The following is a 16,848-nucleotide window of genomic DNA, read 5'->3' as shown; positions in this document are numbered from 1 at the left end:
GCTGCCGCCGGACTTGCGCCGAGGTGGACGGGGCCGGCTCAGCGCCGCTCGGCCCAGGCGCGGGACCAGTCCAGCAGCGGCCCCATCGCGGTGACCAGGTCGTCGCCGAGGGAGGTGAGATGCCACGCCGGCTGCGCCGCCGTCGAAGTCGACGCGGCGATGCCTGCCTCGCGCAGTTCCGTGAGGCGCGTGGACAGGACGCTGGACGACATGTCGTCGCAGCGGCGCTGGAGGTCCCGGAAGCCGATCGGGGCGCCGTCGACGTGGAGTTCCCAGATGACCCGCAGTGTCCAGCGTCGGCCGAGCAGATCCAGCGCCGCCATGACGGGGCGACCGCCGGCCGAGCCGCGCACGGGGCGGCCGGGTGTGGGAATGGCGGGGACGGGGGTGCCGGGGGCGGTGGTGCCAGACGTGGGGAAGCCGGGACCAAGGGCTTCCGGTGCGTGACCACTGCTGCCGGGTGCCGGGATGCCCGCGCCCTGAACGGAGCCGCCGGGAGCCGAGGTGCCCGTGCCCTCGAAAGGGCCGCCGGGGCCCGGATCGCCCCGTCGCGGAACGCCGGACGTCGAATCGTTCGGCGCGGGTGTCGTGCCCAAGTACGTACCTCTCGCTGGGAGTCGCTCGTCTCCCACTCTTGTGCTTCGATTTCAGAAGCGCAAGGCTACGAGCCATGAGGCAGCGCATCGACGGCGTCACGCCGCCCTACGAGCCCGAGACCGACCGCGCGTTGCACCGGTGGATGCCGCCCGGTGTCGCCCGCGATCCCCTGATGCTGTTCAAGGTGCTGGAGCGCCACCCGGAGCTGGCCTCACGCATGCGGGCACTGGGCGCGGGCCTCCTCGTCCACGGCCGACTGAGCGACGCCGACCGAGAACTCGTCATCGCCCGCGTCGCCGCCCGCGCCGGGTGCGCGTACGAGTGGGGTGTCCACATGGCGACGTACGCCGAGGCGGCCGGACTCACCCCGCGGCAGGTGACGCTCACGGCGACCGGCGGACCCGACCATCCGGCCTGGTCCGGGCGGCAGGCGGCGCTGCTCCGTGCCGTCGACGAACTGCACGACACGGCCCGGGTGGGCGACGCCGCCTGGAGCGGACTGCGGGAGCATCTCGACGAGCCCGAAGTCCTCGAACTGCTGGTCCTCGCGGGCTGGTACCGCACGATCGCGTACGTCGCCAACGGTGCGCGGATCGAACCGGAACCCTGGGCGCTCGCCCTGCCGGGGACGGACCGCTCGGGCGCCTGAGGGGTGGTGAGCCGTCAGCCCGCGGACTCGGCCGCGTGCGGGCTCAGGCCGCCGGCCGAGACCAGCGCGATGATGACGATGCCGAGCGCGATCCGGTACCAGACGAACGGCATGAAGCTCTTGTGCGAGATGAATCGCATAAACCACGCAATTACCGCGTAACCGACCGCGAAGGCGATCACCGTCGCGAAGATGGTCGGCCCCCACGCCACATGGCCGTTCGCGGTGGCGTCCTTGACCTCGAAGGCGCCCGAGGCGAGCACGGCCGGCATGGCGAGGAGGAAGGAGTAGCGGGCCGCCGCGGCGCGGGTGTAGCCCATGAAGAGGCCGCCGCTGATGGTCGCGCCGGACCGGGAGACGCCGGGGATCAGGGCCATCGCCTGGCAGAGGCCGTACAGCAGGCCGTCCTTGACGTTCAGGTCCTCGAGGGCCTTGCGCTGCTTGGGTGCCCGGTGCTTCCCGCCGGTCTCGTCACGCGCCGCGAGCCGGTCGGCGATGCCGATGACCACGCCCATGACGATGAGCATCGTCGCGGTGATCCGCAGATCGCGGAACGGGCCCTCGATCTGGTCCTTGAGTGTCAGGCCGAGCACGCCGATGGGTATGGAGCCGACGATGACCAGCCAGCCCATCTGGGCGTCGTGGTTCCGGCGCATCTCCTGGTTCGTGAGCGAGCGGAACCACGCGGCGAGGATCCGGCCGACATCCTTGCGGAAGTAGATCAGTACCGCCGTCTCCGTGCCGAGCTGGGTGATCGCGGTGAAGGCCGCTCCGGGGTCCTCCCAGCCGGAGAACGCCGCCGTCAGGCGCAGATGCGCACTGGAGGAGACGGGAAGGAATTCGGTCAGCCCCTGGACGAGTCCGAGGATGAGGGATTCAAACCAAGACATGAAGTGAGGTGGTCCAAGCACTGATCGGAAAGGGACGACGGGCACGCCGGGCCGCTGTGGGCGGTGATCACGGGTGTGGGTGGCAGCGTAGCGTCCCCCAAGGACGGCTCGGCCACAGGGGTTTCGGGTGCAGACGGTGGTCGGGCGGTGGGCGGACGGAGGGTGGGCCGTGAGGGTCCTGTGCCGTCACCCGGTGGGCAACGTTGTCCACCGGGTGACGGGGGTGTTGACCTGCCACTGGACCGGCACATACGTTGCAGCAGAAGAGAAAGCGCTTGCTGCCGCCGGTTCCGTCTCGGTGACACCATGCGTTGGCCAACGTCTGACGTGACGTCCGATGGAGCGCTGATCACGTACATGAGTAACAGCACCGAGTCCGCCCCCAACCGTCCCGCGACCCCGTTCGAGGGCCGCCGTATCCGGGCCGCCGTCATCGGTACGGGCGCCATCGCGCGCGGGAGCCATGTTCCCGCGCTCGCCCGGCTCGCCGAGGAGGGCGAGACGGAGATCGTCGCCGCGGTCGACATCGCGGAGGACGCCGTCCAGAAGTTCTGCGCCGAGGCGGGCATCCCGCACGCGTACACCGATCTGGACCGCATGCTGGAGGAGCAGCGGCCGGACCTGGTCGCGATCTGCACCCCGCCGACCCTGCACCGCGACCAGACCGTCGCCGCGCTGCGCGCCGGAGCCTGGGTCTGGTGCGAGAAGCCGCCGGTCCTGACGCTCGCCGACTTCGACGCCGTCGAGGCGGAGGAGGGGACGGACGGGGGCCCGTACGCGGCCATCGTCTTCCAGCACCGGTTCGGCTCCGGGTCCCGGCACGTGCGGCGCCTCATCGCCGAGCGGACCATGGGCCGCCCGCTCGTCGCGCACTGCCAGACCACCTGGTACCGCAACGCCGAGTACTACGCCGTGCCCTGGCGCGGGCGCTGGGAGTCCGAGGGCGGCGGGCCCGCGATGGGACACGGCATCCATCAGATGGACCTGCTCCTGGACCTGATGGGGCCGTGGAGCGAGGTGCGGGCGATGGCCGGGCGCCTGGTGCACGACGTGGAGACGGAGGACGTCTCGACCGCCCTCGTCCGCTTCGAGAGCGGCGCGCTGGCCACGATCGTCAACAGCGTCCTGAGCCCGGACGAGGTGAGCCGCATCCGCATCGACTGCGAACGCGCCACCGTCGAGCTCACGCACCTCTACGGCCACAGTAACGACAACTGGCGGATCACCCCGGCCCCCGACGTGTCCGACGAGGACGTGGCGGCCTGGCGTGACTTCGGTACGGACCTGCCCAGCTCGCATCTGGAGCAGCTGCGGGAGCTGGTCGCGAGCATGCGCGCGGGTGAGCGGCCGCGCAGCAGCGGCGCCGACGGGCGTACGAGTCTGGAACTGATCACCGCGCTCTACAAGTCGGCGTTCACGGACACGACCGTCCGCGCCGGGGAGGTCGGGCCCGGGGACCCGTTCTACACGGCCCTGCACGGGGGCGCGCCGGGCTGGGCGCCGCCCGCCGCGTCCGCCGGCGAGTCCACGTCCACCGTGAGCCAGGAGGTGTCGGCATGACCGAGTCCGCGCAGGGTGGGCTGCGTATCGTCCACGCCCATGGTGATCGCATCACGATCAGCGACACGACGACCGGCGTGGAGCTGTTGAGCTACGTCTACCGGCCCGAGGCGGCCTGGGAGGCCCCCAAGCCGTATCTGCACCCCCTCAGGACACTGGCCGGTGACATCGTCACGGACTACCGGCCCAACGACCACCGCTGGCACAAGGGCCTCCAGATGACGGCCTCCCACCTGTCGGGCTCCAACCTGTGGGGCGGCAACACGTACGTCCACGGGGAGGGATACCTCGAACTCCCGGAGCGCGTCGGGTCGATGGCCCACGTCGGCTTCGACGAGGTGGTCTCGGACGGGAGCCGTGCGGTCATCGCCGAGCGCCTCACCTGGCATCCGTACGACGGTGAGCTGTGGGCCGAGGAGGAGCGCCGCGTCGAGGTGCACGACGTCGATCCCGCGTCGGGTTCCTGGGCGTTGACCTGGACGACCGCGGTCACCAACCGCCGGGACGAGGCGCTGCGCTTCGGCAGCCCGACCACCGCGGGGCGGGAGATGGCCGGCTACACGGGCCTGTTCTGGCGCGGACCGCGTGCCTTCCGCGACGGCCGGATCATCGGGCCGGACTCCGAAGGGCCCGGTCTGATGGGGCAGCAGGCGCCCTGGCTCGCGTACTCCGGCGAGCACGACGGCGCCGACGGCCACGCGACGCTTGTCTTCGCGCACGGTCCCGAGAACGACCACACCGGGGAGGGCGGCGCCCACCCGGCCCACTGGTTCGTGCGCAACGATCCGTTCGCCGCCGTCGCCCCCTCGTTCGCCTTCTTCGAAGAGCTCGAACTCGCCCCCGGCGCCACCCTCACCCGCCGCTACCGCGTCGTCGTGGCCGACGGGGCCTGGGAACGCGAGGAGGTCGCCAAGTACCTGGAGGAGCACCCGTGGTGAGCGGCGCACACGAGACCCCGGTGTTCACCGGGCTGCCGGGCGCCGTCGCCGTCTCGCACCTCTGCGTGTACGACTGGCCCGCCCCCGACGGAGTCTCCGGCGGAACCCCCCATCTGCACCTGACCTGTTCGGAGGCGTACGTCGTCACCGGCGGGCGTGGAGCGGTGCAGACGCTGACGACGTCCGGGTACGAGGTCACGCCGCTCGAACCCGGCACCGTCGCGTGGTTCACGCCCGGCACCATCCATCGCCTGGTCAACGAGGGTGACCTGCGCATCACGGTCCTCATGCAGAACAACGGCCTCCCCGAAGCGGGTGACGCCGTGCTCACCCTGCCCCCGGAGTACCTGACCGATCCCGAGACGTACGCCGCCGCGACGGTGATCCCGGCCGACGCGCCCGAGGCGGAGCAGGAGCGGGTCGCCCGGTCCCGGCGGGACCTCGCCCTGGAGGGCTACCGGGCGCTGCGCGCGGCGGACGGGCCCGAGCCGCTCGCCGCGTTCCACCGGGCCGCGGCCGCGCTGGTGCGGCCCCGGCTCGCCGCGTGGCGCGAGCGGTGGCGGCGCGGTGCCGAGGCCGCCGCCGCGGCCACGGGAGAGCAGCTCGACCGGCTGGAGCGGGGCGACGTCTCCCACCTCACCGATGCCCTCGTACGGGCCGAACAGCCGTCCGCGCACGGCAAGTTCGGGATGTGCGGACGGCTCGACGTCTACAAGGGGACCGACTAGCCCCTACGGGGGTTCTTCCGGGCCCGCGCCACCGCGGGTCCGTCCCTCCTGAGCGAGTGCAGGCTGGTCCCTACGCCACCGCAGGCCCCGTCGCCGTCCAGCCCGGGGTCTGCGGGTGGGCCGTCAGGTGGCCGTGCTCGACCACCTCGCCGCACTCCCGGCACACGACCTGCGGGACCAGCTCATGTCCGCAGGTGTGCTCCAGCACCATGGGACGGAAACCGCCCTCCTGGAGATGGCGGTCGCCCCACGCCATCAGCGTGTGCAGCACCGGCTCCAGTTCCAGACCGGCCTGGGTGGGCCGGTACTCGTAGCGCTTCGGGCGGTCGCTGTACTCCACCTTCTCCAGTACGCCCGCGTCGACGAGCCGTTTCAGGCGGGCGGTGAGCACATCGCGCGGTGCGCCGATGTTGCGGACGAGTTGGTCGAAGCGGGTGGCGCCGAGCGACACCTCGCGCAGTACCAACAGGGAGTACTTCTCGCCGACGAGAGCGAGTGTGTCGGCGATCGAACAGGGGCGGGCGTCCTTCATGCCACCAGTCTAGGGGGTGGGTTGGTTTGTCCAACCCACTGAGTTACTCTCGAGTCACCTAGTAGGTTTGGAAATCAAACTCGGTGAGTTTGGAGCAGCCATGCGTGACGCCGTCATCGTCGAAGCCGTACGCACCCCCATCGGCAAGGGCAAGCCGAACGGCTCCCTTGCCCACGTCCACCCCGTGGAGCTTCTCGCCCACACACTGCGCACCCTCGTCGAGCGCTCGGGAGTCGATCCGGCGCTGATCGACGACGTCATCGGCGGCACCGTCAGCCAGGTGGGTGAGCAGGCCGCGAACATCACCCGGTACGCGGCGCTCTCGGCGGGCTTCCCCGAGACGGTGCCCGCGACCACCGTGGACCGCCAGTGCGGCTCGTCCCAGCAGGCCGTGCACTTCGCGGCCCAGGGCGTCCTGTCGGGGGCGTACGACATGGTCGTCGCCTGCGGTGTGGAGTCGATGAGCCGTGTGCCGATGGGCTCGAACGTCCGAGGTGCCGAAGATCCCTTCGGACCCGGGATCGCGGCGCGCTTCCCCGAGGGCCTGGTGCCGCAGGGCATCAGCGCCGAGCTCATCGCCGCCAAGTGGGGCCTGTCGCGCGCGCAGATGGACGCCTTCGCGGCGGGCTCGCACCAGAAGGCGGCCGCGGCCTGGGCCAACGGCCTCTTCGACGCCGAGGTCGCGCCCCTGGAGGGCGTGACGCGTGACGAGAGTGTCCGGCCCGCCACCACCACGGAGATACTCGCCGGGCTCAAGCCCGCCTACTACGACCCGGGCTACGGCGAGCGCTTCCCGCAGATCGACTGGTCCGTCACGGCGGGCAACGCGAGCCCGATCAACGACGGCGCGTCGGCCGTGCTGATCACGTCGAGCGAGACCGCGGCCAGGCTCGGCCTGCGCCCGCTCGCCCGCCTGCACAGCTTCGCCGTCACCGGCTCCGACCCGCTGCTGATGCTCACGGGCGTCGTCCCGGCCACCGAGAAGGTGCTCCGCAAGGCGGGGCTCGCCCTCGGCGACATCGACCTCTTCGAGGTGAACGAGGCCTTCGCGAGCGTCGTCCTGACCTGGCAGCAGGAGACGGGCGCGGATCTGTCCCGGGTCAACGTGCACGGCGGGGCGATCGCGCTCGGCCACCCGCTCGGTGCGAGCGGCACCCGGCTGACGACCACCCTCGTGCACGCGATGCGCGAGCGCGGAGCCCGCTACGGCCTGCAGACGATGTGCGAGGCGGGCGGACTCGCCAACGCGATGGTCATCGAGGCCGTGTAGACCCGGACGGCCCGGGCCGTCCGCCTCCGCGAGAGCCGCCGTGCCGGGGACTGGTGAGTGCCGGAGATCGATCAGTGCTGGAGGCCGATCAGTGCTGGAGGTCGCTCAGTCTCCGCGCAGGTGGTGGCGCTTGCGCCAGGCCACCACCGCGCCGACCAGGGCCGGCAGCGCGATGAAGCCCATGGCGATCAGGAAGGCGGGGGAGGTCGGCGCCGAGGCCCGGGCGCCCGCGACGGCGTACGCGGCGGTGTTCGGGATCGATCCCAGGGCGGTGGCGAGGAGGAACGGCAGCCAGCCCATGCGGGAGACGGCCGCGCAGTAGTTCGCCGCCCAGAAGGGCACACCGGGGAAGAGCCGGGCCAGCATCATCGTGCGGAAGCCGTGCCGGCTGAGCTGTCCGTCGGCCGCCTTCAGCCAGCGGGCGCGCAACAGCGGGCGCAGCGCGTCCTGCCCGAGGATCCGGCCGAGCCCGAACGCCACGCCGGCGCCGAGCACCGTGCCCGCGAGCGCGGTGCCGAGGCCCAGCTGCGAGCCGAAGAGCGCGCCCGCCGCGAGGTTGAGCAGCGGCCGGGGCACGAACGCCACCGTGCACAGCCCGTACGCCACCGCGAACACCACGGCCGCCGCGGCGCCGCTGAGCTGTGGCGGCCAGCCGTCGGAGAGCAGCCGCTGCGGTTCGAAGAGCAGCACGCTCGACGCGGCCGCCGCGAGCAGCACCAGCAGCAGGGAGAGCCGGGACCAGGGCGAGAGCAGGACTCTCGTGCAACGGGCGGCGAGGCCCGTGGGTGTGGAGACGGCGAACTCCGCGGCGAGGGAGAGCTCAGCGACGGGAGCCGGGGGAACGGCTGTGGCGGTGCCCCCAGAGCGGGTGGTGGCATCGAGCATTCGGCGACACTAACCGACCCGTGTGTGTGATCGCCGTATGGTTCGTCTCATGGGCGTCACAGCTTCCGGAACGTCGGGTGCGCGGTTCGAGGTGCCGAACAGTTCCCTCGCGGACACCGTGCTGGAACGGCTCACCGCCACCTACGGCGATGCGGCCGACCCGGAACGGGCCGTGTCCATGCGCGCGTACATGAAGGACGTCGCCCCCTTCCTCGGTCTGACCACGCCCGATCGCCGCGCGCTGTCCCGTACGGTCCTGCTCGCGACAGCGGCCCCTGCAGAGGCCGATTGCACCGCCGTGGCCCTGCGCTGCTGGGCGTTGCCGGAGCGCGAGTACCACTATTTCGCCGTCGACTACCTGCGCCGCCATGTGAGGCAACTCTCTTCCGCTTTCCTCCCGGTGGCGCGCCATCTCGTCGGCACGGTCTCCTGGTGGGACACCGTCGACGCACTCGCCTCCCACGTCGTGGGAGGCCTCGTGGCCGCCGATGCGAAGCTGAAGAGCGACATGGACGCGTGGATCGAGGACGACGACCAGTGGGTCGCCCGTACGGCGCTGCTCCACCAGCTCCGTTACAAGGAGACGACCGACACCGAGCGGCTCTTCGCCTACTGCGTACGGCAGTCCGGACATCCCGACTTCTTCGTCCGCAAGGCGATCGGCTGGTGTCTGCGCGAGCACGCGAAGACGGATCCGGAGGCGGTACGGGCCTTCGTCGCCCGGGAACGCGAGCGGCTCGCTCCCCTCTCCGTACGTGAGGCACTCAAGAACATCGGCCCCTGACGCACCAGCAGAAACACCCGCCGCACCCGCCTGCGTGGCGAGAAAAACCATTCGACGTGGCCGGATACGTCGGCGATGATCGCCTCATGTTCCGGCACGCCTTCCTCCTCGCAGCATCCGCAGTCGCGGACGCGCCGAAGGCTGCCGTCCCGATCATCGTGGCCGCCGTCGACGGCGCCCGAAGCTGACCCTTCCCGGATCGTCCGGCGGACCCCGCAGGGGGAGGGTCGGCAAGTCCTTGGGGTCCCCGTCCCGGCCGCCGAGCGCCGGGGCCATCACTCAGCTCCGCTGACACTCAAGAGGCTTCGAGGTACCGCCATGCCCAAGACGGCATACGTCCGCACCAAACCGCATCTGAACATCGGCACGATGGGTCACGTCGACCACGGCAAGACCACCCTGACCGCCGCCATCACCAAGGTCCTCGCCGAGCGCGGTTCCGGCACCTTCGTCCCGTTCGACAGGATCGACCGGGCGCCGGAGGAGGCCGCGCGCGGCATCACCATCAACATCGCGCACGTCGAGTACGAGACCGACACCCGCCACTACGCGCACGTGGACATGCCGGGTCACGCCGACTACGTCAAGAACATGGTCACCGGCGCCGCGCAGCTCGACGGGGCGATCCTCGTCGTCTCCGCGCTCGACGGGATCATGCCGCAGACCGCCGAGCACGTGCTGCTCGCCCGGCAGGTGGGCGTCGACCACATCGTCGTCGCCCTGAACAAGGCCGACGTGGGCGACGAGGAGCTCACCGACCTCGTGGAGCTGGAGGTCCGCGAGCTGCTCTCCGCGCACGGCTACGGGGGCGAATCCGTACCCGTCGTACGGGTGTCCGGCCTCAGGGCTCTTGAGGGGGACCCCCGTTGGACGGCGGCGGTCGACGCGCTGCTCGACGCGGTGGACACCTATGTGCCCATGCCCGAGCGGTACCTCGACGCGCCGTTCCTGCTGCCGGTCGAGAACGTGCTCACGATCACCGGGCGCGGGACGGTCGTCACCGGAGCGGTCGAGCGCGGCACGATCCGGGTCGGCGACCGTGTCGAAGTGCTCGGCGCGGCCGTCGACACGGTGGTGACCGGCCTGGAGACCTTCGGCAAGCCCATGGACGAGGCGCAGGCAGGGGACAACGTGGCGCTGCTGCTGCGCGGGGTGCCCCGCGACGCCGTACGCCGCGGGCACATCGTCGCCGCGCCCGGCAGCGTCGTCCCCAGTCGCCGTTTCTCGGCCCAGGTGTACGTCCTGTCGACGGGCGAGGGCGGTCGTACGACGCCCGTCTCCACCGGGTACCGGCCGCAGTTCTACATCCGCACCGCGGACGTGGTCGGCGACGTCGACCTGGGCGAGCGGGCGGTCGCCCGGCCCGGCGACACCGTCACGATGACGGTCGAGCTCGGGCGTGAGGTGCCGCTGGAGCCGGGGCTCGGCTTCGCGATCCGCGAGGGCGGCCGGACGGTCGGCGCGGGGACGGTGACCTCGGTGGACCGGACGGTGACCTCGGTGGACTGACGGAGGGCAGGACGAGGGTGCCCGCTCCCGCTACGGGGGAGCGGGCACCGGCTCGTACCGATCGCGGTCGCGGAGCCCGCGGCCCGCGTGGGGTCCGGCAGCGACGACCGCGCTCCTGAGGGGCGGCACAATGGACCCGTGGACGAGCCGATACCCGTGACACGGACCGTGGACCACGGAACCGCCAAGCTGATGCCGGACGTGGACAGGAAGCGGGCCTGGCTGCTCACGGTCGACGCCGCACCGCAGTCGTACGTCGATCTGGACGAGCCGACCCATCTGGAGTTCGAGTACGCCCGACGGCTCGGGCATGTCCTGGACACGGTCGTGGCGCCGGGACGGCCCCTGGACGTGCTCCACCTCGGCGGCGGAGCCCTGACACTGCCCCGCTACGTGGCCGCGACCCGCCCCGGCTCACGACAGGACGTGGTGGAGGCCGACCTGGGTCTGCTGGACCTGGTCCGCGAGCACCTGCCCGTGCCCGAGGACGCCGGCATCACGCTGCACGGCGCGGACGCGCGGGGCTGGCTCGAATCCGCCGCGCCCGCCTCTGCCGACATCGTGATCGCGGACGTCTTCGGCGGCGCGCGTGTCCCGGCGCACCTGACGTCCACGGCGTACGCGCGCGCCGCCGCGCGCGTCCTGCGCGAGGACGGTGTCTATCTGGCCAACCTCGCCGACGCCGCGCCCTTCGCCTTCCTGCGCTCTCAACTCGCCACGTTCGCCACGGTGTTCGAGGAGCTGTCCCTGATCGCCGAACCCGGTGTGCTGCGTGGCCGGCGCTTCGGCAACGCGGTACTCGTGGCCTCCCACCGCCCGCTCGACACGGCCGTCCTCGCCCGCCGCACGGCCGCCGACGCCTTCCCGGCTCGCGTCGAAAGCGGCGCCGCGCTGAGGGAGTTCATCGGCTCCGCCGCACCCGTGCGTGACGAGGACGCGGTTCCCTCACCCGAGCCGCCCGGCGGTGCCTTCAGCATCGGCTGACCGGAGCGCGAACTCCGCCACCGGTGACCCGTGGGCCACCGCCTTGGTCCGCCGGGTCAGATTCCGTACGTCCGGCACGCACAGCACCGCCGCCGTGACCACGACGACCGGCGCCGAACAGCCCCACGGGGCGGCCGTACTCGGCGGCGACCTTGAAGGAGGCGACCACGGGGTGGGCGAGCGGGGTGGACAGGATGATGGGCACCACCTGCACGATGGGCGGCGGATTCGTGATCGGGGACAGCGGAGCGAAGCCGGTGCGCCCGGCAGGCGGCTTCGGCCACAGTGGGTCGGGCGGCAGCACGGCCTTCGCCGACCGCCGTCGAAACGAATGGGTGCGCGTCCTGCCCGACGGGACTCGTGCCGACAGACAACGAGGAGTGAGAAGCCCCACCCCCATTACCGCTGCTGCGTTGTCGGATCCTGAGGATCACTGCCGGGCGAGGTGCATGCGCATCTCGCTCCCCGCGTCCGTGATGAGGTCGCCAGACATGTCGATGGTCACGGTGTGCAGTGTGCCGGTGAAGCGGAAGGGCGGAGTGTATTCCGGGGTGACGGCTGGGCCGAGGCCAGCGCCACAGATCAGGCTGCCGGGGTTGAACATGATCGGCGTGGTGACGGGGAAGTCCGCCGAGCCGGCCGGCCGATGGTCGACGTAGAGCTCTGCTCGTCCGGGTGCGCCCTTGCCGGATTGGAGGTCGGGCTCGCCGGTGGGCTCGAACTCGAAGCGCAATTGGTGTCGGCCTTCTGATACCGGGTTTTGCGAGGAGACCGTGTACGAGGCGCGACCGACGTAGTTGTGGGTGTAGTGGAGCTTGCCGTCTTTCATGTAGAGGGACCAGCCGCCGGCGCTCGTGCCCTGGCTGATCAGTACGCCCTCCGCGCCTTCGGCGGGGACCTCCACTTCGGCGGTGATGCTGTGCGGGCGGTTGAGGACCCGTGGGACCACGGCCGACGGGAGCGCTTGGGTGCCGGGCCGGAACGTGTACGAAGTCCGTGCCGGGGTGATCTGCGGGCGTTCGACCGTCATGCGCGCGAGTGTGCTGCTGTCGATGGGAAGGACGCCGTACTTGCCCGCCTCCACGTACCACAGCGAGATCATCTCGATCAGCTTGTCTTGATGGTCGGCGGCGAGGTCCTCCGTCTCGGCGAAATCCTCGTCGATGTGGTACAGCTCCCAGTGGTGGGCGTCCAGTTGGGACAGCGTTCGGGCAGTGATGGGTGTTCCGAACGGTGCCTCGGACTCAGCGAACGACGGGCCGGGCCACGGACAGACCGCGCGCCATCCGTCGTGGTCGATGGCGCGGTGGCCGAGCATCTCGAAGTACTGGGTGTGATGGCGAGTGGGCGCGGCGGCGTCGTCGAAGGTGTGCGCGAAGCTGACGCCGTGCAAGGGAGACTGCGTGACGCCTCTGATGGTGTCGGGAGGGTCGATGCCTAGGGCGTCGAGCACGGTGGGGACCATGTCGATCAGGTGGGCGTACTGGGCGCGCACCTCGCCCCGGGCCTTGATGCCCCGCGGCCAGTGGACGAGGAAGGGGTCGCTTGCGCCGCCGCGGTAGGTCTCCCGCTTCCAGCGGCGGAAGGGTGTGTTGCCCGCCCAGGTCCAGCCCCACGGGTAGTGGTTGAACAGAGTGGGGCCACCGAGGTTGTCGATCGAGCGGAGGGTCTCCTCCAGCGGAGCGGGCGCGTTGTTGAAGAACTCGGCCTCGTTGGCGGTGCCGGTGACGCCGCCCTCCGGGCTGGCTCCGTTGTCTGAGACCACCATGATCAGCGTGTTGTCGAGTTCTCCGGTGCTTTCGAGGAAGTCGATCAGTCGGCCGATCTGGTGGTCGGTGTGGGTCAGGAAGCCATTTATCAGCCGTAGACGTGCGCCTTTTGGTGCGGTTCATCCCGCAGATGGATGCTCGGCCACAACCGAGAGGACTGAATCTCACGCCCCCGACCCAGTGGTCAGCAGTGCCTCGACAGCAAGGATTCCGGCCCGGTACTTCGGGTCCGCCGGGACGCGTGGCACACGCAACGGCGCCCGTTCCCTCAGACGGGCGCCGTTGCTCGCGCTTGCTGTTGTGGGCGTGGGCCTAACCGGCCATGGACGAGGCGTACGGGGACAAGGCCGGAGCGAGTTGCACTCCGAGGGCCAGGCCGAGGGCGACGAGAGCGTCGGGGAGGCCACGTCCGACGCGAGCCGCCTCCACCGTGCCGGGGGCAGCCAGTGGGCGGCAGCTGCCGGCGATGATGTCGAACAGGTGCTGCACCCGGCCAGGTCCGCGTGGCAGCAGTTGGCCGTGGAAGTCCTCGTGGTGGGCGAGAACGAGGGCGGCAAGACCGGCGACGTGGGCCGACGCCGTGCCGGTGCCGTCGAGAGCCGTGTATCCGCCGAGCGGCGAGCACGACAGAACTGCCACGCCGGGGGCAGCCGCGTCGACCCCGGGGCCGTAGCAGCTGAACGGCGCGGCGAACAGCCCTTCCGGTGTCAGCTGCGGGCCCGAATGGGTGGCTTGGGATGTGTCCGGTGGATAGGACCCGAAGACTCCCAGGGCGCCCACGGTGAACACGGTGGGCAACGAGCCCGGGAAGGCGACCGGTCCAGCCGTGTCGCCCGCCGGGGCGACACAGGCGATACCCGCCGCGTTGGCATCGGCAAGTTTGCGTGAGACCAGCGCCGACGAGTACGGGGTCGCCACCGCGATATGGGCGATGTCGACCTCGTGTTCGATGCAGTAGTCCAGAGCGGCGATCAGGTCGCTGAAGCAGCCGTCGGGCACGACCTGACAGACATCGATCTCCGCGTCGACCGCGATGCCGATGACGCCCGTGCCGGTGTCCGCCCCGGCGATGATGCCCGCTGCGTGGGTACCGGTGCCCACCGGGTCGTGGGCCCAGCCCTCTTCCGTGCCGCGTACGAGATCGGCCCCGGAGTGCACCCGTTGTTTGAGATCGGGGTGCTCGGCGGCGACACCCGAACCGATGACCGCGATCTTGATGCCGAAGGCACGGAATGTGGGAGGCAGCCGGTCCAGCCGCATGGCCTGCTGACCCCAGCCGTACTGCTGTCTCTCTTCCAGCCCGGGGTAAACCTTGGCCAGCGGTGTGAGGGTGACCAGATTCTCCCGGGTCACCGACAGTTCCGGGCGATGGATCCAGCGGTCCGCATAACCGCCCGCGGGCCGGACGTACAGACACTGAATGGACTGCGGGGTCTCCGTGGCCATGATGACGGTGGTCGTCCCGTCGGCCCCGGTGAGGCCCTGGCCCGGCCATGACGCCCCGATCAGGAACACCCCGGCGCCGGCCAGCGGTTCGCCCTCCGGCCCGCAGATGCGCAGCGAGATCGCCACCGGTTCTTCCAGCGGTGCGACCAGCCCCGGATCGCGGAGCGGCAGGACCCCCGTGGTCGGCCCGGCGACGTGGCCGGTTCCGGAGAGCGGCAGGTCCGGCTCGATGTGCACGTGCAGCGACCGCATCGCCGGTACTTGAGCCTCGGCTGCCTCGACGACAGCGATTTCCGGGCAGGAGAGGGGCAGGTCGCCCGATTGGGTCTTCTCCGACGGCCGGAGTCTGCGGACCACTTTGACCTCGGGCATCCGGTCCAGTCGGTCACACATTGCGTCCATGCCGAGTTCGGGCACTCCCGGCGGGAGCAGATGCTGCGGCAGCGGTGTCACCATGTACCGCTCCCGGCGCGGCTGCACCGGGAGCGGTGACTGCGCGCCCTTCCTGCTCGGCCCTGCTTGCCTAGCCTCGGGTCCGGGCCCGCCCACCCCCGCACCCTCGGCCCCGCTCTCGCTGCCGTTTCCGGGCCTTTCCTTGACCATCACGTCCACCTTCACCACGCCTACGTCGTCGATGTGCTCCTGATCCGGCGGCGGGGCGGCTCGCGCTTCCACGATCTCGCGCTTCCACGGTGATGCGGTGTGCCCGGAAGCTGCTCCGGGCACACCGCATCACGCCGCCCAAGGGTCAGCCGATACCGTACGGCTGGCCCATCTGGCCCATCTGGCCGAAGCCGAAGCCAGGCTGCTGGTACTGCTGGAACGGCTGACCGAACGACTGCTGGCCGAACCCACCACCCCACTGCTGCTGGCCCTGCTGGCCCTGCTGGCCCTGCTGGCCGTGCTGGCCGTGCTGGCTCTGCTGGAGCAGCGCCACGATCGCGGTCGGCAGCGCCTGCTGCACGGACTGTTCCACGGCGTGCTGAATGCCTGTGTGCAGCGAGCGGTGCAGCGCGAGAGCCAGGTACGGGTGCGCCTGCTGGGCCAATCCCTGCTGCTGGAGCTGCTGCTGGACCTGCTGGATCTGCTGGAACGTCTGCTGCACTTGCTGCGCGACCTGCTGGCTCGCCTGCTGACACGCCTGCTGGATGGCTTGCTGGACCACCTGGGCGATCTGCTGCGAGCCGCCCATCTGCTGGCCGAACTGCTGTTGGGGTTGAGTACCGGTCATCACCGACATGAATGCTCCATTCGATGCCACCACAGAAAAGCGGACATAACGATTTTATGCCGCCTTGTCGGTATACCCGACGACCTGAAATTAAGGGGAGTGCGGCCCCACCGCAATCCGAGAACCGCCTCCGGGGAGGCATCCCGATCGACCGCCGACCCGGATCGCGCGCCGCCGATCGAGACGTACTGGGGGCGTCGTGCCCGACCGGCATCGCCCCGGCGCCGGAGGCAACGGACAAGTTGGCGATGACGCAAGCCCCCTCGCCTGACGACGCAAGCCCCCTCGCCCGAAGAGGGCGGCCGTGGCACTGGCAACTCGCGCTGAAAGGGCTGCGAGCGAGGCTTGACGTGCATCATCAAGCCGCGTTCACCGACTTAGACGTCATCTCATGCGGTGAGTCGGGTGCAGCAGATGAGGGCGTAAGTGACGAAGTGTCCAGCCGTGCCGCATGATCAGATATCGTGCGCAGCCATGGGTGAACTGATACTGATCAGGCACGGTCAGACCGAATGGAGCCTGTCTGGCCGGCACGCCGGCCGCACCGACATTCCGCTTACTGACGCGGGCGAGGCCGCAGCCAAGTCGCTCGCTCCGAGGCTTGCCCGACGCCATCTGGCCGCCGTGTTCAGCAGCCCGCTGAGCCGCGCTGTGCGGACGGCCGAGTTGGCGGACCTGACCGGCGTCAGATTCGATTCCGACCTGATGGAGTGGGACTACGGCGGCTATGAGGGCCTGACCGCGGCGCAGATCCAGGAGGCGAGGCCGGGCTGGGACTTGTGGCGGGACGGCGTCGTTCCCGGCGACGCCGCCCATCCTGGCGAGCAGCTCCAGCAGGTGGCCGCGCGCACGGACGCGGTGCTGGACCGGATCCGGCCGCTGTTGGACGACGGCGACGTCGCCGTCGTCGCCCACGGTCATCTGGCACGCGTGCTCACCGTGCGCTGGCTCGGCCTCGACGCGTACGCCGGCCGACTGCTCGGCCACCCACATCCAGGCACTCTCAGCTTCCTGGCCACCGAGGACGAGCAGCCCTTCATCGCCGCCTGGAACGTCCCGTAGCGGCAGCGCGCTGC

The 16,848-nt window shown here is 70.6% G+C and carries 16 protein-coding genes and 1 pseudogene; 9 read left to right on the top strand and 8 right to left on the bottom strand.

Annotation, left to right across the window (positions count from 1 at the left end):
* Positions 1-38: 38 nt before the first annotated feature.
* Positions 39-596 (bottom strand): winged helix-turn-helix transcriptional regulator, encoded by a 558-nt coding sequence (locus AAFF41_RS51540; RefSeq protein ID WP_425526118.1) that lies wholly within the window; start codon positions 594-596, stop codon positions 39-41.
* A gap of 74 nt (positions 597-670) precedes the next feature.
* Between AAFF41_RS51540 and AAFF41_RS10030 the strand changes: the two genes are divergently transcribed.
* Positions 671-1,246, top strand: coding sequence for a carboxymuconolactone decarboxylase family protein (locus AAFF41_RS10030; RefSeq protein WP_319751400.1), 576 nt, complete (start codon positions 671-673; stop codon positions 1,244-1,246).
* Between the two features lie 14 nt (positions 1,247-1,260).
* Here the strand turns inward: AAFF41_RS10030 and AAFF41_RS10025 are convergent, their stop codons facing one another.
* Positions 1,261-2,136: an undecaprenyl-diphosphate phosphatase gene (locus AAFF41_RS10025; protein ID WP_319751399.1), complete on the bottom strand. Its 876-nt coding sequence runs from the start codon at positions 2,134-2,136 to the stop codon at positions 1,261-1,263.
* A 357-nt stretch (positions 2,137-2,493) separates the two neighbouring features.
* On the opposite strand from AAFF41_RS10025, the gene AAFF41_RS10020 reads away from it, so the two are divergent.
* The 3 genes from AAFF41_RS10020 to AAFF41_RS10010 are packed head-to-tail and all read left to right on the top strand — an operon-like array spanning position 2,494 to position 5,362.
* Positions 2,494-3,696, top strand: coding sequence for a Gfo/Idh/MocA family protein (locus tag AAFF41_RS10020; protein ID WP_319751398.1), 1,203 nt, complete (start codon positions 2,494-2,496; stop codon positions 3,694-3,696).
* Positions 3,693-4,634, top strand: a complete 942-nt coding sequence (locus tag AAFF41_RS10015; protein ID WP_319751397.1) for a DUF6807 domain-containing protein — start codon at positions 3,693-3,695, stop codon at positions 4,632-4,634. The genes AAFF41_RS10020 and AAFF41_RS10015 overlap by 4 nt, the downstream gene beginning before the upstream one ends.
* Entirely contained in the window at positions 4,631-5,362 is a 732-nt protein-coding gene (locus AAFF41_RS10010; RefSeq protein ID WP_319751396.1) for a cupin domain-containing protein, read from the top strand. Before AAFF41_RS10015 ends, AAFF41_RS10010 begins: the two co-directional genes overlap by 4 nt.
* Before the next feature lie 70 nt (positions 5,363-5,432).
* Here the strand turns inward: AAFF41_RS10010 and AAFF41_RS10005 are convergent, their stop codons facing one another.
* Complete coding sequence (locus AAFF41_RS10005; RefSeq protein ID WP_054229062.1) at positions 5,433-5,894, bottom strand: winged helix-turn-helix transcriptional regulator; 462 nt, start codon at positions 5,892-5,894, stop codon at positions 5,433-5,435.
* A 100-nt stretch (positions 5,895-5,994) separates the two neighbouring features.
* Here AAFF41_RS10005 and AAFF41_RS10000 point away from each other — a divergent pair, with 100 nt between their 5' ends.
* Positions 5,995-7,164 (top strand): thiolase family protein, encoded by a 1,170-nt coding sequence (locus tag AAFF41_RS10000; RefSeq protein ID WP_343323860.1) that lies wholly within the window; start codon positions 5,995-5,997, stop codon positions 7,162-7,164.
* 105 nt (positions 7,165-7,269) lie between these two features.
* On the opposite strand, the gene AAFF41_RS09995 is transcribed toward AAFF41_RS10000, so the two are convergent.
* Positions 7,270-8,049 carry a TVP38/TMEM64 family protein gene (locus AAFF41_RS09995; protein ID WP_097283804.1) on the bottom strand — a complete coding sequence of 260 codons (780 nt, stop codon included), beginning with the start codon at positions 8,047-8,049 and terminating at the stop codon, positions 7,270-7,272.
* Positions 8,050-8,098: 49 nt separating this feature from the next.
* On the opposite strand from AAFF41_RS09995, the gene AAFF41_RS09990 reads away from it, so the two are divergent.
* The 3 genes from AAFF41_RS09990 to AAFF41_RS09980 all read left to right on the top strand — a co-directional run bounded on the left by AAFF41_RS09990 (position 8,099) and on the right by AAFF41_RS09980 (position 11,326).
* On the top strand, positions 8,099-8,833 hold the full coding sequence (locus AAFF41_RS09990; protein WP_319751395.1) for a DNA alkylation repair protein: 735 nt from the start codon (positions 8,099-8,101) through the stop codon (positions 8,831-8,833).
* A 318-nt stretch (positions 8,834-9,151) separates the two neighbouring features.
* Entirely contained in the window at positions 9,152-10,342 is a 1,191-nt protein-coding gene (tuf, locus tag AAFF41_RS09985) for an elongation factor Tu (protein ID WP_319751394.1), read from the top strand.
* A 138-nt stretch (positions 10,343-10,480) separates the two neighbouring features.
* Positions 10,481-11,326: a spermidine synthase gene (locus AAFF41_RS09980; protein ID WP_095855932.1), complete on the top strand. Its 846-nt coding sequence runs from the start codon at positions 10,481-10,483 to the stop codon at positions 11,324-11,326.
* On the opposite strand, the pseudogene AAFF41_RS09975 reads toward AAFF41_RS09980, so the two are convergent.
* From AAFF41_RS09975 to AAFF41_RS09960, 4 genes and pseudogenes are all read right to left on the bottom strand, one after another.
* Positions 11,288-11,464 (bottom strand): annotated as a pseudogene (locus tag AAFF41_RS09975) (MFS transporter); the annotation flags it as partial. The gene AAFF41_RS09980 and the pseudogene AAFF41_RS09975 sit on opposite strands and share 39 nt — an antisense overlap.
* Positions 11,465-11,756: 292 nt before the next feature.
* Complete coding sequence (locus tag AAFF41_RS09970; protein ID WP_319751457.1) at positions 11,757-13,172, bottom strand: sulfatase-like hydrolase/transferase; 1,416 nt, start codon at positions 13,170-13,172, stop codon at positions 11,757-11,759.
* Between the two features lie 235 nt (positions 13,173-13,407).
* Positions 13,408-15,216 carry a S8 family serine peptidase gene (locus AAFF41_RS09965; RefSeq protein ID WP_319751392.1) on the bottom strand — a complete coding sequence of 603 codons (1,809 nt, stop codon included), beginning with the start codon at positions 15,214-15,216 and terminating at the stop codon, positions 13,408-13,410.
* Between the two features lie 73 nt (positions 15,217-15,289).
* Positions 15,290-15,781 carry a hypothetical protein gene (locus AAFF41_RS09960; RefSeq protein ID WP_343323859.1) on the bottom strand — a complete coding sequence of 164 codons (492 nt, stop codon included), beginning with the start codon at positions 15,779-15,781 and terminating at the stop codon, positions 15,290-15,292.
* 465 nt (positions 15,782-16,246) lie between these two features.
* Here AAFF41_RS09960 and AAFF41_RS09955 point away from each other — a divergent pair, with 465 nt between their 5' ends.
* A complete protein-coding gene (locus AAFF41_RS09955) occupies positions 16,247-16,834 on the top strand; it encodes a histidine phosphatase family protein (protein ID WP_343323858.1) in 588 nt (195 codons plus the stop codon).
* Positions 16,835-16,848: the final 14 nt, after the last annotated feature.

The organism is Streptomyces mirabilis (genome assembly GCF_039503195.1).
Classification (GTDB): Bacteria; Actinomycetota; Actinomycetes; order Streptomycetales; family Streptomycetaceae; genus Streptomyces; species Streptomyces mirabilis_D.
The sequence above is the reverse complement of the archived record's forward strand: the minus strand, read 5'-3'. Positions and strand labels throughout refer to the sequence as shown.